General features: G+C 35.6%; 12 protein-coding genes. 8 read left to right on the forward strand and 4 right to left on the reverse strand.

The genetic code is table 11. The annotated features are described in order from the left end of the window. The first annotated feature begins 5 nt into the window (after nt 1-5). The 4 genes from LNP81_RS17300 (at nt 6) to LNP81_RS17315 (ending at nt 8,404) form a co-directional block, all read left to right on the forward strand. Nucleotides 6-2,444, forward strand: a complete 2,439-nt coding sequence (locus LNP81_RS17300; protein WP_230037999.1) for a zinc-dependent metalloprotease — start codon at nt 6-8, stop codon at nt 2,442-2,444. After that, nucleotides 2,441-2,962 carry a DUF3347 domain-containing protein gene (locus LNP81_RS17305; protein ID WP_230038001.1) on the forward strand — a complete coding sequence of 174 codons (522 nt, stop codon included), beginning with the start codon at nt 2,441-2,443 and terminating at the stop codon, nt 2,960-2,962. Before LNP81_RS17300 ends, LNP81_RS17305 begins: the two co-directional genes overlap by 4 nt. Nucleotides 2,963-3,773: 811 nt before the next feature. Beyond that, nucleotides 3,774-6,968: a SusC/RagA family TonB-linked outer membrane protein gene (locus LNP81_RS17310; RefSeq protein WP_230038002.1), complete on the forward strand. Its 3,195-nt coding sequence runs from the start codon at nt 3,774-3,776 to the stop codon at nt 6,966-6,968. A gap of 11 nt (nt 6,969-6,979) precedes the next feature. Continuing rightward, on the forward strand, nt 6,980-8,404 hold the full coding sequence (locus LNP81_RS17315) for a SusD/RagB family nutrient-binding outer membrane lipoprotein (protein ID WP_230038003.1): 1,425 nt from the start codon (nt 6,980-6,982) through the stop codon (nt 8,402-8,404). A 176-nt stretch (nt 8,405-8,580) separates the two neighbouring features. On the opposite strand, the gene LNP81_RS17320 is transcribed toward LNP81_RS17315, so the two are convergent. The 3 genes from LNP81_RS17320 to LNP81_RS17330 are packed head-to-tail and all read right to left on the reverse strand — an operon-like array spanning nt 8,581 to nt 11,046. Further along, nucleotides 8,581-9,006, reverse strand: a complete 426-nt coding sequence (locus LNP81_RS17320) for a hypothetical protein (protein WP_230038005.1) — start codon at nt 9,004-9,006, stop codon at nt 8,581-8,583. Between the two features lie 19 nt (nt 9,007-9,025). Next, entirely contained in the window at nt 9,026-9,724 is a 699-nt protein-coding gene (locus tag LNP81_RS17325) for a response regulator transcription factor (protein ID WP_230038007.1), read from the reverse strand. After that, a complete protein-coding gene (locus LNP81_RS17330) occupies nt 9,721-11,046 on the reverse strand; it encodes a sensor histidine kinase (RefSeq protein WP_230038009.1) in 1,326 nt (441 codons plus the stop codon). Before LNP81_RS17330 ends, LNP81_RS17325 begins: the two co-directional genes overlap by 4 nt. Before the next feature lie 296 nt (nt 11,047-11,342). Here LNP81_RS17330 and LNP81_RS17335 point away from each other — a divergent pair, with 296 nt between their 5' ends. The 4 genes from LNP81_RS17335 to LNP81_RS17350 all read left to right on the forward strand — a co-directional run bounded on the left by LNP81_RS17335 (nt 11,343) and on the right by LNP81_RS17350 (nt 15,789). Further along, a complete protein-coding gene (locus LNP81_RS17335) occupies nt 11,343-13,742 on the forward strand; it encodes an outer membrane beta-barrel family protein (RefSeq protein ID WP_230038011.1) in 2,400 nt (799 codons plus the stop codon). 162 nt (nt 13,743-13,904) lie between these two features. Next, nucleotides 13,905-14,927, forward strand: coding sequence for an LLM class flavin-dependent oxidoreductase (locus LNP81_RS17340; protein WP_230038013.1), 1,023 nt, complete (start codon nt 13,905-13,907; stop codon nt 14,925-14,927). Between the two features lie 206 nt (nt 14,928-15,133). Next, nucleotides 15,134-15,325 (forward strand): cold-shock protein, encoded by a 192-nt coding sequence (locus LNP81_RS17345; RefSeq protein ID WP_072958530.1) that lies wholly within the window; start codon nt 15,134-15,136, stop codon nt 15,323-15,325. A gap of 116 nt (nt 15,326-15,441) precedes the next feature. Next, nucleotides 15,442-15,789, forward strand: coding sequence for a nuclear transport factor 2 family protein (locus LNP81_RS17350; RefSeq protein ID WP_230038015.1), 348 nt, complete (start codon nt 15,442-15,444; stop codon nt 15,787-15,789). A gap of 75 nt (nt 15,790-15,864) precedes the next feature. Here LNP81_RS17350 and LNP81_RS17355 read toward each other — a convergent pair whose 3' ends face one another. Further along, complete coding sequence (locus LNP81_RS17355; protein ID WP_230038017.1) at nt 15,865-16,104, reverse strand: hypothetical protein; 240 nt, start codon at nt 16,102-16,104, stop codon at nt 15,865-15,867. Nucleotides 16,105-16,205 lie beyond the last annotated feature (101 nt).

Below are 16,205 nucleotides of genomic sequence, written 5' to 3' on the forward strand. Positions count from 1 at the left end.
TTCTAATGAAAAAATTACTAATATTAACAATCATGCTGGTCTTGCATCAGCATGGTTTTGCACAAACTCCGGTCGAAAAAAAAGCCGACAGTACCAGCACACAACCCAAAGGTTTGCAACCCTATGATAAAATAATCAAAGAGGGGGCTAAAAGTAAATCAGGTCTCTTTACTATTAATCAGGTAGAGACTAAATTTTACTTTCAAATTCCTGACAGTTTGTTCAACAGATACATGATTGTAATTACCAGATATCTTGCTACTCCGGAAGGTTTTGGTCGTTTTGGAGGAGAGAAAGCCAATGAGCAGACTATTTATTTTGAAAAAGGGGCAAACAATACTGTTTATCTAAGGTCATTGCAATACAGACAAGATGTGCGCAACGCCGATTCGATGTTGGCAAAAGCATTAGCCGGAAGTAACGAAAATCCAATTGTTGCTGCTTTTCCCATAAAAACAATCAATCCTGTTACAGGAAGCGTTGTCATTGAAGTAACGGATGCTTTCAAAAAAGATAATGCGATGTTTTCTTTGGCCAATCAGGAAAAAACAGAAAAAAAACTGACTTCTCTTGCTGATGATAAATCGTTTATAGAAACTATAGATACGTATCCTATAAATATTGAGGTAAAAACGACAAAAACCTACACAAGTACTACAGCAAGTAGCGGAAGCATAACCCTAAGACTAAATACTTCAATTGTTCTGCTTCCCAAAACTCCAATGCGCAAACGTTTTGCCGACGAAAGAGTAGGATATTTTGCTAATAAATATGTTTTGTTTGATGACGATGAACAACGTGCTCAAACCAAATATATTATTCAGCGTTATCGTCTGGAACCAAAAGACAAAGACATAAAAAAATATCTAAGCGGTCAATTGGTAGAACCCAAAAAACAAATCGTTTATTATATCGATCCGGCAACACCCAAAAAATGGAGACCGTATTTAATTGCAGGAATCAACGATTGGCAAAAAGCTTTTGAAGCAGCAGGTTTTAAAAATGCTATTGTGGGTAAAGAATGGCCGGAAGATGATAAAACCATGAGCCTTGAAGATGCGAGATATTCTGTAGTAAGATATTATGCGTCAGAAACACCTAATGCTTACGGACCAAGAGTGAGCGATCCAAGAAGTGGAGAAATCATCGAAAGTCATGTAGGCTGGTATCATAATGTGATGAAATTAGTGCAAAAATGGTACATGATTCAGGTTGGGCCTTTAGATCCAAGAGCCAGAAAAATGCATTTAGATGATGAGGTAATGGGGCAATTGATCCGTTTTGTTTCTTCTCATGAAATTGGGCATACTATTGGTTTACGTCACAATATGGGAGCGAGTAGTGCTACTCCGGTAGAAAAATTGCGAGATAAAAAATGGGTCGAAGCAAATGGCCATACCGTTTCTATAATGGATTATGCACGTCTTAATTATGTGGCACAGCCAGAAGATAATATTAGTCCGGAGGGAATTTATCCGCGTATTGGTATCTACGACAAATGGGCCGTTGAATGGGGGTATCGTTATTTTCCAAAAACCGAAGATGAGTTTGAAGAAGAAAAAATACTCAGTAAGATGACTACCGATAGTTTGGCCGCTAATCCTAAATTATGGTTTGGAGGCGAAGGAAAAGAAGAAGATCCCCGCAGCCAGACAGAAGATCTTGGTGATGATGCAGCGCTTGCCAGTGACTACGGAATTAAAAATCTGAAGCGTGTAGTGCCAAATCTTATTGCATGGACATATCAGCCTAACGATGCTTATGATAATTTATCAGATATGCATAAAGCAGTGGTAAGACAATACGGTTTGTATTTGTATCATGTACTAAAATATATTGGCAATAATTACGTAACCAAAAGAACGGTTGATGAAAAAGGTATGGTATATCAGCCAATTCCAAAAGCAAAAGTAAAAGCAGCTGTCGATTATGTGGGCAGACAATTATTTGTTGCTCCATTATGGATGTATCCGCAGGAAATTGGTCAACTCATTCCTTTAAAAACTGCAGATGAAATCTCAGACCAGCAAAATCAGGTTTTAAATATGCTGCTGAGTTCTGGTATGCTTTACAATATTAACCTGAAATCGATGCAGTTTGAAGGAGCTTATACGGTTCCTGAATTTCTAAACGATTTACAACAAACTGTATGGGTAAACTTTAGTGGAAACGAAAAACAGGATTTTTACAGACGCAGTTTACAGCGCAGTTATGTTGATAAGCTGAGTATGTTGTTGTTACCGAAAGAAGTAGAGCCGGGTAAAGCTTTAAATACAGCACAACGAAGCGATGTAAGATTGTATGCAAAACAGCATATTGTGAAATTAAGAGCAGATGTTACAAAGTTAATGAACACAGCAACAGGATTAAACAAAGAACATTTCGAAAGTATTTTATTAGAAATAGATAAAATCCTTTCAAAACTAAATAAAACCGATATATGAGAAAATTATTCGTTATAGCATTCATTTGCTTCAGCACTTTGGCGCAAGCCCAATTAACATCAAAAGAAGAAGTTGCACCGGAATTAGTAGAAAAACGTGAGGCACAAAAAAAGGAAATTACAAACAATTACCTGATTTTAAAAAATAACCTTATAATTTCAGATAGTGTGGCTGTGGCCAAAAATGCAGCTGCTTTGCAAAATTCGTTAAAGAACTTCAGGTTTAAACATTTAAACCTGGAACAAATGAATGAGGCTACCAAAAAAAGAAAGGAAGTTATAGATCTTGCAGCTGAGGTTGGCGCAACTAAAAACATCAATAAACAACGTAAAATATTTGAATCATTGTCGGTTAAATTTTGGGAGCTGGCACCTAAATTCAAAGCTGCTGATACGGCATTGTACCTACAGGTTTGCCCAATGACGAGTGCGGTATGGGCAAGTGACAGTAAGGAAATCAAAAATCCGTATTATCCAAAAAACATGTTGACTTGCGGCCAGGTAAAAGCAAGTTTATAAAAAGTAAGTTGAATTAGTTAGTTGGACAAATACGGTTTCTGCATAGAGCCGTATTTGTCTTTTTGGGTAAAAAACAACCATAAATATTAGATCCTCTTTCATACCGAAAGGGGATTTTTTTATGCCTTTTTGCTGCGTAATTAGATCTAAATTTTAAGCCAAATAAGCATTTCTTGGCCTTTTTTTGGGGTTTTGCTCGACAATAATGCGATTTCTTTACCAGTAAAAGATTATTAAAACGTTTTAGAATTCTAATTTAATGCTGTTGGTTTAGAAAAATTCCTACACAATAAAAAAACTTGATTAAGTGTTAATTATCTTATTTTTAGCAGTTTAAAGTTTGTAATTATTTTAATTAACATTTTTTTTGCAAAAAAAGCAGTTAAAATTTTTGAAACAATATTTTTAATTTACCTTTGTTCTATCAAATTGGTAGAGTTTAAAAAATAGTTAAAGAATAAAACAATCAAGCCCAGCAAACACAGAACATTTTTGATCAGGAAGAGCCTTGTGATAAATTTTGTTTTGAAGTTGTTGCTCCTTAAAAATCTTCAATCTCTCACATCATATAATTTTAAATAAGATGAATCCTTAATTTTTAGGAGAAGAGATCTTGTAAGTATAAATTAAAAATAATAGTAATCCAAAATACATGAAAATGAAAAAACGAATGCAATGCAGGTAAAAAAAAACCATTCCTGTTGCAGCAGAAATGGTGAAGCTTAAAGAAATTGTTCATCTCTATAAGGAAAGCAAGAAAGGAGTAAATCCTTTTTTGGGTTCACCTTATTTATTAAACTAAAACAAAGTAATGAAAAAAAAATTAAATAGATATGCATGGTTATGCATTTTGTTGATTTCCATAGGGGTTAAAGCTCAAGAAACTAAGCCATTAATTCAATCTAAACTTGAAGGAATAGTAGTAGATGCGGTTACAAAAGAACCCGTAATTGGTGCTTCGATAAATATAAAAGGTACTACACACGGAGCTGTAACAGATTTTGATGGAAAGTTTTATTTCCAGACAGGACAAAAATTTCCTTATACACTTGTAGTAAGTTATATGGGGTATAAAAGAACAGAAGTTGTAGTTACTTCAAATCCTGTTACGGTTAGTATTACTCAGGAACAGAATGCATTGTCAGAAGTAGTAGTGACTGCACTTGGTATTACTAAGGAAAAAAAATCTTTAGGATATACTACCCAGTCTGTTAAAGGCAAGGATCTGGAAACTACAAAGGAAACCAATTTTCTAAACGGTCTTAGTGGTAAATTAGCAGGAGTTCGTATCACCAATTCACAAGGAGATATGGGGTCTTCACGTATCGTTATTCGTGGTGAAACATCTATTGCCGGAAATAACCAGCCGCTATTTGTGGTAGACGGAATTCCGGTAGATAACTCGCAGTTAGGAAGTGTTGGTGGGGCTACACGTGATTTCAAAAATGCGATTGCCGATTTGAATCCACAGGATATTGAATCAATAAATGTATTAAAAGGACCTAATGCTGCCGCGCTTTACGGATCACGTGCTGCACATGGAGTTGTTCTTATTACTACAAAATCAGGAAAAGGTCAGCAAGGTTTAGGTGTAACCGTGAATTCTGGTATAACAGTTACTGAAGCTTCGCTGTTACCTACTTATCAAAATACATTTGGACAAGGTTCAAACGGAAAATTCAGCTATGTTGATGGTAAAGGTGGCGGTATTAATGATCAAACGGATGAAAGCTGGGGCCCTAAAATGGACGGACGTCTTATTCCTCAATTTAATTCAAATGGTGTAGCAGTGCCTTTTGTGGCTCATCCAAATAATGTAAAAGACTATTTTAATACTGGTCTTACTTATGATAATAGTATTTCTGTAGCAAAATCAGATGAAAAATCAGATTTCCGTTTGGGAGTAAACAATCAAAAACAATTAGGGACAGTTCCTAATAGTGAAGTGACCAAGACAAACTTTAGTGTAAATGCCAATTACAAATTATCAGACAGGGTTAAGGTAGGTGTAACAGGGAATTATATTGTTACAGATGCTCCAACATTACCTGGAGGACCAGCAGGTAATCGTGCTGCGGGCGTGATGCTTCAGTTTACGTGGTTTGGACGCCAGGTCGATATGAATGCGCTTAGAAATAACAGAGATAACAACTGGAACAACAGTTATTACAGCAATCCGTATTGGACTGCTTATTATAATACTACAAGTCAGCAGCGTAACCGTTTAATAGGAGATATCCATTTGGATGTAAAACTTACAGATGACCTTAATTTTAGATTCCGTACTTCAGTTGACAATTATAACGACCGCAGAAAATACACGATAAAATATGGTACAAACGGAACTCCTTTTGGATCGTATGCTGAAGATGCTTATACGGTAAACGAACAAAATACAGAGGGTATTTTTACGTATACTAAAAAAATAAACGATGATTTTACTGTAGATGCTCTTGCCGGATTCAATATTCGTAACCATAGCGACGCAAACAATTATCAAAAAGCACCGCGTTTGGCTGTGCCTGATTTATATACATTGACGAATTCAAGAGATCCGTTAACTTCATCAAATACATTATCAAGATTAAGAGTATATAGTGCTTATGCTTCAGCGCAATTTGGTTATAAAAATTATGCTTATTTAAACGTTACCGCTCGTAATGACTGGTCATCGACATTGCCAAGCAGCAACCGCTCTTATTTTTACCCTTCCTTTAATGGTAGTTTGATTTTATCCGAACTACTTAATCTAAAAGGTAACACACTTGATTTTTTAAAGCTTCGTGGTGGATGGTCTGAAGTGGGTAATGATGCAGATCCTTATCAATTGAATACAGTTTACGATTTTCAAACTGCATTCGACGGAAATCCAATTCAAACTTCTTCTAAGAGAAAACTTAATGAGAATTTGAAACCGGAAACAACTCGTTCTACCGAAGTTGGTTTAGAAGCTACTTTCTTTAAAAACAGACTTCATTTTGATGTTGCTTATTATAATACGAATAGTTTCGACCAGATTCTGGAAATCAAAACAACTGCGGGAAGTGGTTATACATCGCAATTGATCAACGCAGGTAAAATAAACAATCGAGGTATCGAAATTCAATTGGATGGAACTCCTGTTCAAACTGAAAATTTCAAGTGGAATATTGCAGGAAATTATTCAAAGAATACAAGTAAAGTAGATATTCTTGATTATGATAAACAGATTCAAAATTATACAATTGGTTCTTCTGGTGGTGTTGATGTTTTGGCATCTGTAGGACAAGCGTACGGAGCTCTTTATGGAGTAGCTTATCAGCGCGATGCCAATGGAAATATCGTAGTAGGTTCTAATGGATTGCCACAAGCTGCAACGGATAAAAAGGTATTAGGACATTATACTCCGGATTATATAGCAGGTATTACAAATACATTAACCTATAAAAATCTTGAACTTTCGTTTCTTGTTGATGCCAGTGTAGGTGGAGAACTTTTTTCAGGAACGAACAGAATAGGTAATTATACTGGTGTACTGGCTCAGACTCTTCCAGGTCGTGATGCAGCAAATGGCGGATTAAATTACTACGTAACGACCGGCAGTGACGGAAAAGATGTGAAAAATTTGGTATCAGGAGGAAATGCTCCGGCCGGATTACCAATATATGATGATGGAATGATTTTTAAAGGAGTATATGCAAACGGAACTCCAAATACTACTGTGCTTAGTGCGCAGGAATATTACAAAGCGTCATACAATATTAGTGAAGCTTATATCTACAGTTCTACTTTTGTAAAAATGAGAGAAATTAAGTTGACTTATAATGTAAACAAAAGCTTAGTAAGAAAACTGGGATTACAATCAGCAAGTATTACTGCAGCAGGTCGTAACTTGTTTTTTATCTATAAAGAGGTACCAAATATTGATCCTGAAACGGCTTACAATACCGGAAATGCACAAGGATTGGAACAGTATTCTTTACCATCTACGAGAAATTTCAGCCTTAATGTTAATCTTAAATTTTAAAACACAAACTCATGCTAAAAAAAATAGCCTATATAACGCTTTTTGCATTGACATTTAGTTCTTGCAGCGATACATTGGATGATATAAATAAAAATCCAAATGCTACCGAAACTCCATTGGCGCCTTACCTGTTGACAGGATCACTAAAGCAGGGTGCGGATTTATATTGGGGTTCAACAAATAACTTTGACTCCTCATTATTATTTGTTCAGCATTGGGCAAAAATCCAATATACAGAACCGGACGTGTTTAATTTATCAAACAGTTCTTTTGTAACTTTATGGAATACGGGGTACTCGACTTTAATTACGGATTTAAATACGATTATTAATTTTCCGGATGCTCAGGCAAATTCTAATTATAAAGGAATTGCACTTGCTTTGCGTTCATGGACTTTTTTATTGTTGACCGATGCTTACGGAAGTGTTCCTTATAAAGAAGTAGGCCTAAAAGTAAATCCGGCGTATAATACTCAAAAAGAAATATATACAGGATTATTAGAAGATTTGAAACAAGCTCAGTCTTTGTTAGGTACAGCAAACGGAGCTGTAACTGGTGATTTGTCTTATAAAGGAGACATTACAAAATGGAAAAAACTGGTAAATTCTCTTCGTTTGCGTATAGCGTTGAGAATTTCAGACAGGGAGCCTGCATTGGCTAAACAAACTGCTATTGAGGCAACAACAGATGCCGGAGGATTAATTAGCAGTACCAATGATATTTTTAAGTTTACTTATATCAGTTCACCACAGCAAAATCCGGCTTCGGCCTGGTTCGAAACACGTGATGATTACCGTATTTCGAAAACAATGGTAGATAAGTTATATGAGTTATCAGATCCGCGTTTGCCCATTTATGCTCAATTACCAACAGATGCAACCGTAGGAAAATATGTTGGAGGCGGTAACGGGTTATCAGCTGCTGCAGCCAATGCGCAGGGACTTGCTAAAACATCAAGGCCAGGTACTTACTTCCTGACTTCTCAATCGCCGGCTGTATTTGCTTCTTATTCAGAAACATTGTTTAATGTTGCAGAAGCAGTTGCACGTGGTTACATTGCCGGAGATGCAGAAGCGTTATATAAAAGTGCTATTACAGCATCATTCAACCAATTTGGTATTACAGATGCGGCGGTTATTTCTACTTATCTTAATCAGGTAACTGTAAAATACGATGCGACCAACTATGCTAAATCGATAGGTACTCAAAAATGGATTACGTTTTACGGGCAAGGTCTTGATGCTTTTGCAGAGTGGAGAAGACTTGACTATCCAGTTTTGGTTGCTGGTCCAAATTCGCTTTTGGAAGGAAAAATTCCTTCGCGTTTCTTTTATCCTGGTACAGAGCAATCGCTGAATGGAGCTAGTTATAAAGCCGCAGTAGACGCGCAGGGAAAAGATTTACTGACGACGAAACTATGGTTTGATGTGAAATAAGCCTTATTAAAAAAAAAGGAATAAAGAAATCCCATTTACATAGTGAATGGGATTTCTTATTTTTGGTAGATATTTACCGGACAATCATTAATTCTAATTTTTTTCCTGTAAATGATGAAAACAGCCGGAAAAAAATCTCAGGCTGTTTTTTGTTCTACTAATTCAAAAAGTAAAACTTATTTTTCTGAAAGTGTTTCAGAAATTTTTTCTCCTAAAGCTTTTAATTTCTCAAAAGTTTCATTAGAAACTAATTCTTTGTCGATGCTTACTTTTAATTTTTCTTCCTTTAATATAAAAGAATAAGCCGTTTCGCCATTGTTGTCTTTTTTCCAAATTTTGGTACCGGCCTCAGTTGATAATAAATTGCTGTCTAAGTTATCAGCCAATAATTTCTCCAGTTTTTTGGTTTTCCATCCATCAAAGTTTGCTAATAATGAATAATAGTTATCAGAATTAGAAATAGATACTGATGTCTTTGTCGTTTTTGATTGTTTCGACGGAGCTTTTGCAACCGCCGTGGTATTTCCTGAAGTAGCAACGGCTGTTTGTGCCTGAGCTAAAGTGCTACAGATGAGCAGGGTAAGAAATAAAATGATTTTCATAAGTAAAAGTTTTAAGTTTTTATTCGTCTTTGCTGTTAAATTGAAACCCCAAACCTCGTATGCTTGGGATAGAGATATTCGGATCTTTGCTAAAATATTTGCGAAGTCGGCTGATAAATACATCCATGCTTCGGCCGGAAAAAAAGTCATCATTGCCCCAGATTTCTTTCAAAATATCTTCCCGCTTGACAAGCCTATTTTTATTGGCATATAAAAACCGAATCAGGTGCGCATCTTTTTCGGTAATTCGATGTGTAATTTCTTCATGCGAAAGCGTATAATTTTCACCATCAAAAACATACGTACCAATAGAAAATACCAAAGCTTCCTGAGCAATTCCGGCAACAGGTTTTTGACTTCGTTTCAGAATATTTTGAATTCGCAAAATGAGTTCTTCCACTTCAAAAGGTTTTACGACATAATCATCGGCACCAAGTCTAAGTCCTTTAATCTTGTCTTCTTTCAGGCTTTTTGCAGTGAGAAAAATAAAAGGCGTTTCCGGATACGTATCAATAATATTTTCGGCCAGGGTAAAACCATCCATGTGCGGCATCATGACATCCAGAACGCAGATATCAGGTTTTATATCCGAAAAAATCTTTAAGGCTTCCTTGCCATCTTTTGCCCACGTTACCGTGAAACCTGAAAATTCAAGATATTGTTTTAATATAGAAGCATAATCAAAATCGTCTTCTGCTAATAAAATGTGCTGTTTCATACTGGAATTGTAATAATGAATAGAGATCCTTTGGCTTCTGCACTTACCACCCTGATGTTTCCGCTATAGGTTTCGACCAACTGTTTAATATAAAATAAACCAAGACCAAGACCTTTGCTATTGTGGATATTTCCTTTTTCGACCCGGTAGAATTTATCAAAAATAGAAACCTGTTCCTGAGTCGAAATGCCTTTTCCGTTGTCTTTTACAGAAAGAATAATACTTTTGTCTGTTATTTTTAAATCAGTTTCAATTTTGTCAGCACCATATTTCACGGCATTATCTAAAAGATTGATCAGAATAGTATTGAAATGAAAACGATCCATCGGAATACTAAAAGCTTCTTTTTGGCAGCTGAATTCAATAACTGCATTTGGTTTTGAAAGTTTAAAATCATCAATCATGTCCTTAATTTCTTCATCTGTAACCTGAATAATGTCTTTATTCGCAATGGGCATCACAGAAGCTTCCGTTACCTGTCGAAACAATTTTTGAAGCCTTTCATTTTGCCTGGCAATCATCGAGAGAGTATTTGTATAATGTTCCGGACTCATTTGTTTGTCCTTTCGCTGTAATGTTTTTATAGCAATATCCATCGTAGCGAGTGGCGTTTGAAATTCGTGCGTGATATTATTAACAAAATCTGTCTTGATATCGGCAATTCGCTTTTGTGTAATCAGATTTTTTAGTGACATATAATACAAGAAAACTACAAAAACCATCAGTACCACTGAAAAAAGCAATAAACCGGCCATCTTAGATATAATGGTTTGCTGCAATTTATCAAAACCATAATAACGTTCGCTTTTTACAATCATAGAAAGTTCGGTATCACTATCTTGAATTTCCCAACGTCCTATAGAAGAGAGGATTTGGTTTTTCTTTAAAGTGTCATTGGCTAATATGAGTGCTTTGCCTTTAAATAAAGTATCTGTTTTTTTATTATTGATGACTATTATCGAATTGAGATAAATAGAATAATCAATATCATAATCTTCTGGTTCCGCCATTTTTTTCATATAAGTATTCATGGCCGCAGAAAGCGAATCTTTATTAGAACTAAGATATTGAATGAAATTTTGCTTTGTTACGTCTCCTTTAAGATATTGTTTTGAGTATTCTTTTGAACGTGCTGCCCAGGTATTGTTTAGATTTTCCCATTCTTCGGTATCTTCCAGACGTGCGATTTGTTTTTTAATCGCAGTATTTATTTCCTTTTCATTTAACTGATAGGTGTTGTAGATAAAATAGCCTTGTATAGAGGTCAGGGCTATTACTGTAAAGATACAGGCACCAATCAGGAGCATTATTTTTCTTTTCATCTGTACTTAAAGTTTTAATTTACAAAGCTACCGGTTTGTTTTGTTGAGGACAAAGCTATTGTATTTCGGGCTTTCTCTATTTAAAAATGTTATCGTTAACCCTACGTTAACCAAATTTAGAAACAATAATTCAGGCAAAAGCACGTCAGGAGCAAAAAGTCTTTTGCCAAAAGTTTTTTGTGTTTACAATCTACTTTTCAGCTTTTGGTGTTTAACCCTTCGTTAACCCTCTGTTAACCATTTTCGGAAAATGATTTGTAGAGATTTGCACCAGATAAATCATCAAAAAATCATCAATGAAAAAATTAATCATGTTACTGTTGTTGGGTTCTTTTGCGGGATATTCGCAGGAGATTTCCCTTTCTGGAAAGGTAGTTGACGGCTCTAATCAAGCCGTACCTTTTGCAGATGCGCTGCTTTTGCAAACAAAGGATTCTTTAATTTATAAAACAACACAGACAAACGAGTCCGGAGATTTTAATTTTGCCGCTGTAGCGAAAGGCCATTATATCATTAAAATAAAAACAATAGGTTTTGAAGAGTATTACAAGACGATAAAACTTGAAAAAGATACGATTTTGGGTGTGCTTTCTTTAAAAGAAATAGCAAACAATCTTGATAATGTAACCATTACTTCAAAAAGACCCATTGTAAAACGTCAGGTTGACAGGCTTGAGTTTGCAGTAGAAAATTCATCTCTAGCATCAAACAATGCCTGGGAAATTTTAGGTAAAACGCCAGGTGTCATCACCAGTTCAGGAGGAGCAATAAGTATTCGTGGCAGCCAGAGTATTTTGGTCACCATCAATGACAAGAAGGTATATCTTACCGGGGAAGAATTAAAACAGTTTTTAGAAAATACCGGTGGTGAAGAAGTAAAATCGATAGAAGTTATCACCAACCCGCCTGCAAAATACGAAGCGCAGGGGAGTGCAGTTTTAAACATTAAATTAAAAAAGAGTTTAGTATTAGGCTATAAAGGATCTGTAAACACAGCTTACATACAATCGATTTACCCAAAAGGAATTGCATCCATAAACCAGTTTTATAAAGGAAAAAAATTATCTCTGGAAGGAAGATATGGTTTTGGTTCTGGTGTATATGTCAATGAAGGAGTTGATGTTGTCGATTATTTAAAGGAAAATGGTTCGGTCGATTCCCGCTGGGAAAGTATCATGAGACGCAAGTCAAAGTCGCTTGCACAGCATTCTTATCGCCTTCAGGCTTCTTATGAAATTGATTCCCTCAATACAATTGCTGTTGGAGGAACCGGATTTATCGCAAAACAACAGAAAGGAAACTTTACAGTACCAACCCTTATTTATGGAGATAATGGAGCGCTTGATTCGCTTTATGTAACCCGAAACAACCGCACAAATCCTATGACAAATAATGCGTACAATATGTTATACGAACATTTGTTTAGCGAAAAAGAAAAGGTATCTGTAGCGGCAGATTATACCCAATATTGGCGTCAGGAGCGTCAGGATATTAGTTCTGAATTTTCGCTTCCTGATGAAAATCCGTATCGTAACGGGCGCTTTATAAGTGATAATGTACAGGATATTCAGCTTTTTTCAGCTCAGGCCGATTATTCGAATGAAAAGAACGGAACACTTGAAGCAGGATTAAAATTTGGTAACGTAAAAGCCGAAAGCAGTCTCGACTACAAAGACGAAATCGATGGCAATCTGGTAAATAATCCCAATAGAACCAGCCTTTTTCTTTATGATGAATCTATATTGGCAGGTTACGGAAGTTACAACAAAGAATTTGGGAAATGGAGTTTAAAGGCCGGATTACGAGGAGAATATACAGCCCTGAAAGGAAATTCAGTTACAACGGCTGAAGTTAACGAGCAGCATTATTTCAAGCTTTTTCCAACTTTTTATGGTCTTTATAAAGCAGCAGAAGGTCATGAAATTGGGATTTCTTACGGCAAGAGAATTACAAGACCGCAATACAGCAGGCTGAATCCGTTTCGTTCTTATTATAATTCGTATTCTTATTTTATGGGTGATCCCAAATTATTGCCTACCATTAGTCATAATATTAATTTACTTTATACCCTAAAAAATAAATACAATTTTGATCTTTTTTACCGTCTGGAGAAAGATCCTTCGATGGAAATTTCTTATCAGGAATACGACACTAAAATGCTGGTATATCATTTTACAAATATTAAAAAAGATTTTGCCTTTGGACTTGAGTTCAATACCAACCTTACTTTGTATGATTTCTGGGAATCCGGAATACAGGCAGGATTGAGCTATGTCGAAGATCGTTTTCAGGGAAGAGATGGCAACTTGTACAAAAACGGAAAACCTACTTATAATACCAGTATCAGCAACCGTTTTGTGCTCAACAAAAAGAAAACCCTAAATGCAGAATTAAATTTTCAATACAATTCTTCATCAGTACAAGGAACTTTTGTTTACAGTCAGACCTCAAACCTTTCTGCGTCGATTCGCAAGAAAATATGGGAAGGCAATGGGGAAGTATACGCGATCATTTCGGATATTTATCGTGGCGAAAAAGAAAAAGTCGTTACAGATTATGCTAACCAGTATAATTATTTTAAGTCTTATGGAGATAGCCAGAGTATTCGATTAGGATTTCGTTATAATTTTGGAAATCAGAGTCTGGTTAACAAAAAGAAAGAAGAATCTCAAACCGAAGAACAGCAACGGTTATAACCAGAATGAGTTGAGCATTTAGATAAGAAATAAAATTAATCTTAGTAATATTTAAACTAAGAGAAATGCAAATTCAATAATAAAGATTTTCTATACAAACCCTGCAAACTCACTCGAAAATGATGCGTATATTTGGGTTTGTAAATCATAATAATGCTATCTATGAAGAAAATAGGATTTTTATCGTTTGGGCATTGGGCTGATCATCCTTCTTACAAAGCTCGTACCGCAAGCGATACACTGCTTCAGTCGATAGATTTGGCTGTTGCTGCTGAGGAAATTGGCTTGGATGGCGCTTATTTTAGAGTACATCATTTTGCACGACAGTTGGCATCACCTTTTCCTTTACTTTCGGCCATTGGCGCTAAGACGAGTAAAATAGAGATTGGTACCGGAGTGATCGATATGCGTTATGAAAACCCTCTCTATATGGTCGAAGATGCCGGTGCTGCAGACTTAATTTCAGAAGGACGTCTGCAACTAGGAATTAGTAGAGGATCACCGGAACAGGTTATTGACGGCTGGCGCTCTTTTGGTTATGAACCGTTGCCCGGCGAAACCGATGCCGATATGGGACGCAAAAAAGCTTTAGAATTTTTGGATAAACTTAAAGGAGAGGGATTTGCAGAACCAAACCCATATCCTATGTTTCCTAATCCGCCTGGTTTATTGCGACTTGAACCTCATTCTGAAGGATTGAGAGATAGAATCTGGTGGGGAGCAGCATCTAATGCAACTGCTATTTGGGCAGCTGAAAACGGAATGCACCTGCAAAGTTCTACCTTAAAGTACGATGAAAACGGAAAACCTTTCCATATTCAACAGGCAGAGCAAATCAGGTTGTATAAAGAAGCCTGGAAGAAAGCAGGACATCAGCGTGAGCCAAGAGTTTCTGTAAGCCGTTCTATTTTTGCACTGGTAAATGATCAGGACAAATATTATTTTGGAGATCAGGGCAAAGGTTCTGATAGTTTTGGTAATATAGAAACTGATAAACGCGCAATCTTTGGGAAAAGTTACGCAGCTGAACCAGATAAGCTTATCGCAGAACTGGCTCAGGATGAAGCTATTCAGGAAGCTGATACCGTTTTACTTACAATACCCAATACATTAGGCGTTGAGTATAATGTACACATATTATCTTCTATACTAAAATACATTGCTCCAGAGCTGGGTTGGCGTTAAACTTATTGAAAATACTACAAAAAGCCCTCTAATTTTAGTTAGAGGGCTTTCTGATATAAGAAATATAGTACTCCATTTTTCACAACTAACTATTAATTAACAGTATAAATAAGAGCAGTTTACAATTTTATTTTAATTTAAAATATTGGATTTCAATATTATGACATAAATTTTAATATATTTACTGTCAATAAATAATTATTAAGATGCAAGAAGGTACAGTAAAATTCTTCAATGAAGAAAAAGGGTTTGGATTTATTACTCCAAAGAACGGTGGAAGTGAAATTTTTGTTCACGTTTCAGGTTTGTCAGAAAATATTCGTGAGAACGATGAAGTACGTTACGATATAGCAGAAGGTAAAAAAGGACCGAACGCTGTAAACGTAGTTGTAGCTTAAAACTACTGAGAAAAAGAATATAAAGCACCTGCCGTTGGTAGGTGCTTTTTTCGTATAAAAAAAAGCGTATTGAAGGAATTAGAGTATTATAAAGAATAAATAAAACTAAGTAGTTTATGAGTTTGAGTAATAAAGAAATATTAGAAAAGGCAAATGCCGCTGTTACTGCAGGAGATAACGAAGGATTTCTATCGTTTTGTACCGAAGATACAAAATGGACATTTGTAGGAGATAAAACCTTGGAAGGTAAACAAGCAGTTCGCGAATATATGGCAAAAGAATATTTGGAACCGCCAAAATTTATGGTCGATCATCTAATCGCCGAAGGTGATTTTGTCACAGCAATTGGCAAGATCAGTCTTAATGCTGAAGGAGAAAAAAAGATCGATTACCATTATAGTGATGTATGGAGATTTCACGATGGTAAAATGACTGAATTAACAGCTTTTGTTATCGAGATTTGATATAAAAAAAGCCGATGAAGCATTCATCGACTTTAAGATCTGTTCATCCAGATTTGATTTGTTTTTCATATCGTATTATCTGATGTTATTATCAGATTCTATTTCTTCCCAGTCATTTTCATCATATTCTGAATCAAGGTCTTCCTCAAGATCTTCTTCCAGGTCTCCAAGCTCTAAGTTGTAATGGTTACCGGCACTCAATTTTGCTTCAAAAGCGTCCAGATAATCATCATAATTTAATAAAAGCTGTTCTTCATAATTTGTTATATCATCTGAAGATTCATCAGACATATAAGAGTAATTTTCGGAATTCATATATAGTAGTTTTAAAATTAATAGCGTATTAATGATCTAAGTTTTCCTCATTAGAATATTTTAAAATTAAAATTTATATCACAGGAAAACTTATACAATTT

This window comes from Flavobacterium piscisymbiosum (genome assembly GCF_020905295.1).
GTDB lineage: Bacteria > Bacteroidota > Bacteroidia > Flavobacteriales > Flavobacteriaceae > Flavobacterium > Flavobacterium piscisymbiosum.

Excerpts from the sequence above, each read along its gene's own strand:
- LNP81_RS17325 (WP_230038007.1), bottom strand. The coding sequence starts at position 9,724 with ATGAAACAGCACATTTTATTAGCAGAAGACGATTTTGATTATGCTTCT.
- LNP81_RS17345 (WP_072958530.1), top strand. The coding sequence starts at position 15,134 with ATGCAAGAAGGTACAGTAAAATTCTTCAATGAAGAAAAAGGGTTTGGA.
- LNP81_RS17305 (WP_230038001.1), top strand. The coding sequence starts at position 2,441 with ATGAGAAAATTATTCGTTATAGCATTCATTTGCTTCAGCACTTTGGCG.
- LNP81_RS17350 (WP_230038015.1), top strand. The coding sequence starts at position 15,442 with ATGAGTTTGAGTAATAAAGAAATATTAGAAAAGGCAAATGCCGCTGTT.
- LNP81_RS17310 (WP_230038002.1), top strand. The coding sequence starts at position 3,774 with ATGAAAAAAAAATTAAATAGATATGCATGGTTATGCATTTTGTTGATT.
- LNP81_RS17340 (WP_230038013.1), top strand. The coding sequence starts at position 13,905 with ATGAAGAAAATAGGATTTTTATCGTTTGGGCATTGGGCTGATCATCCT.
- LNP81_RS17335 (WP_230038011.1), top strand. The coding sequence starts at position 11,343 with ATGAAAAAATTAATCATGTTACTGTTGTTGGGTTCTTTTGCGGGATAT.
- LNP81_RS17355 (WP_230038017.1), bottom strand. The coding sequence starts at position 16,104 with ATGAATTCCGAAAATTACTCTTATATGTCTGATGAATCTTCAGATGAT.
- LNP81_RS17300 (WP_230037999.1), top strand. The coding sequence starts at position 6 with ATGAAAAAATTACTAATATTAACAATCATGCTGGTCTTGCATCAGCAT.
- LNP81_RS17330 (WP_230038009.1), bottom strand. The coding sequence starts at position 11,046 with ATGAAAAGAAAAATAATGCTCCTGATTGGTGCCTGTATCTTTACAGTA.
- LNP81_RS17320 (WP_230038005.1), bottom strand. The coding sequence starts at position 9,006 with ATGAAAATCATTTTATTTCTTACCCTGCTCATCTGTAGCACTTTAGCT.
- LNP81_RS17315 (WP_230038003.1), top strand. The coding sequence starts at position 6,980 with ATGCTAAAAAAAATAGCCTATATAACGCTTTTTGCATTGACATTTAGT.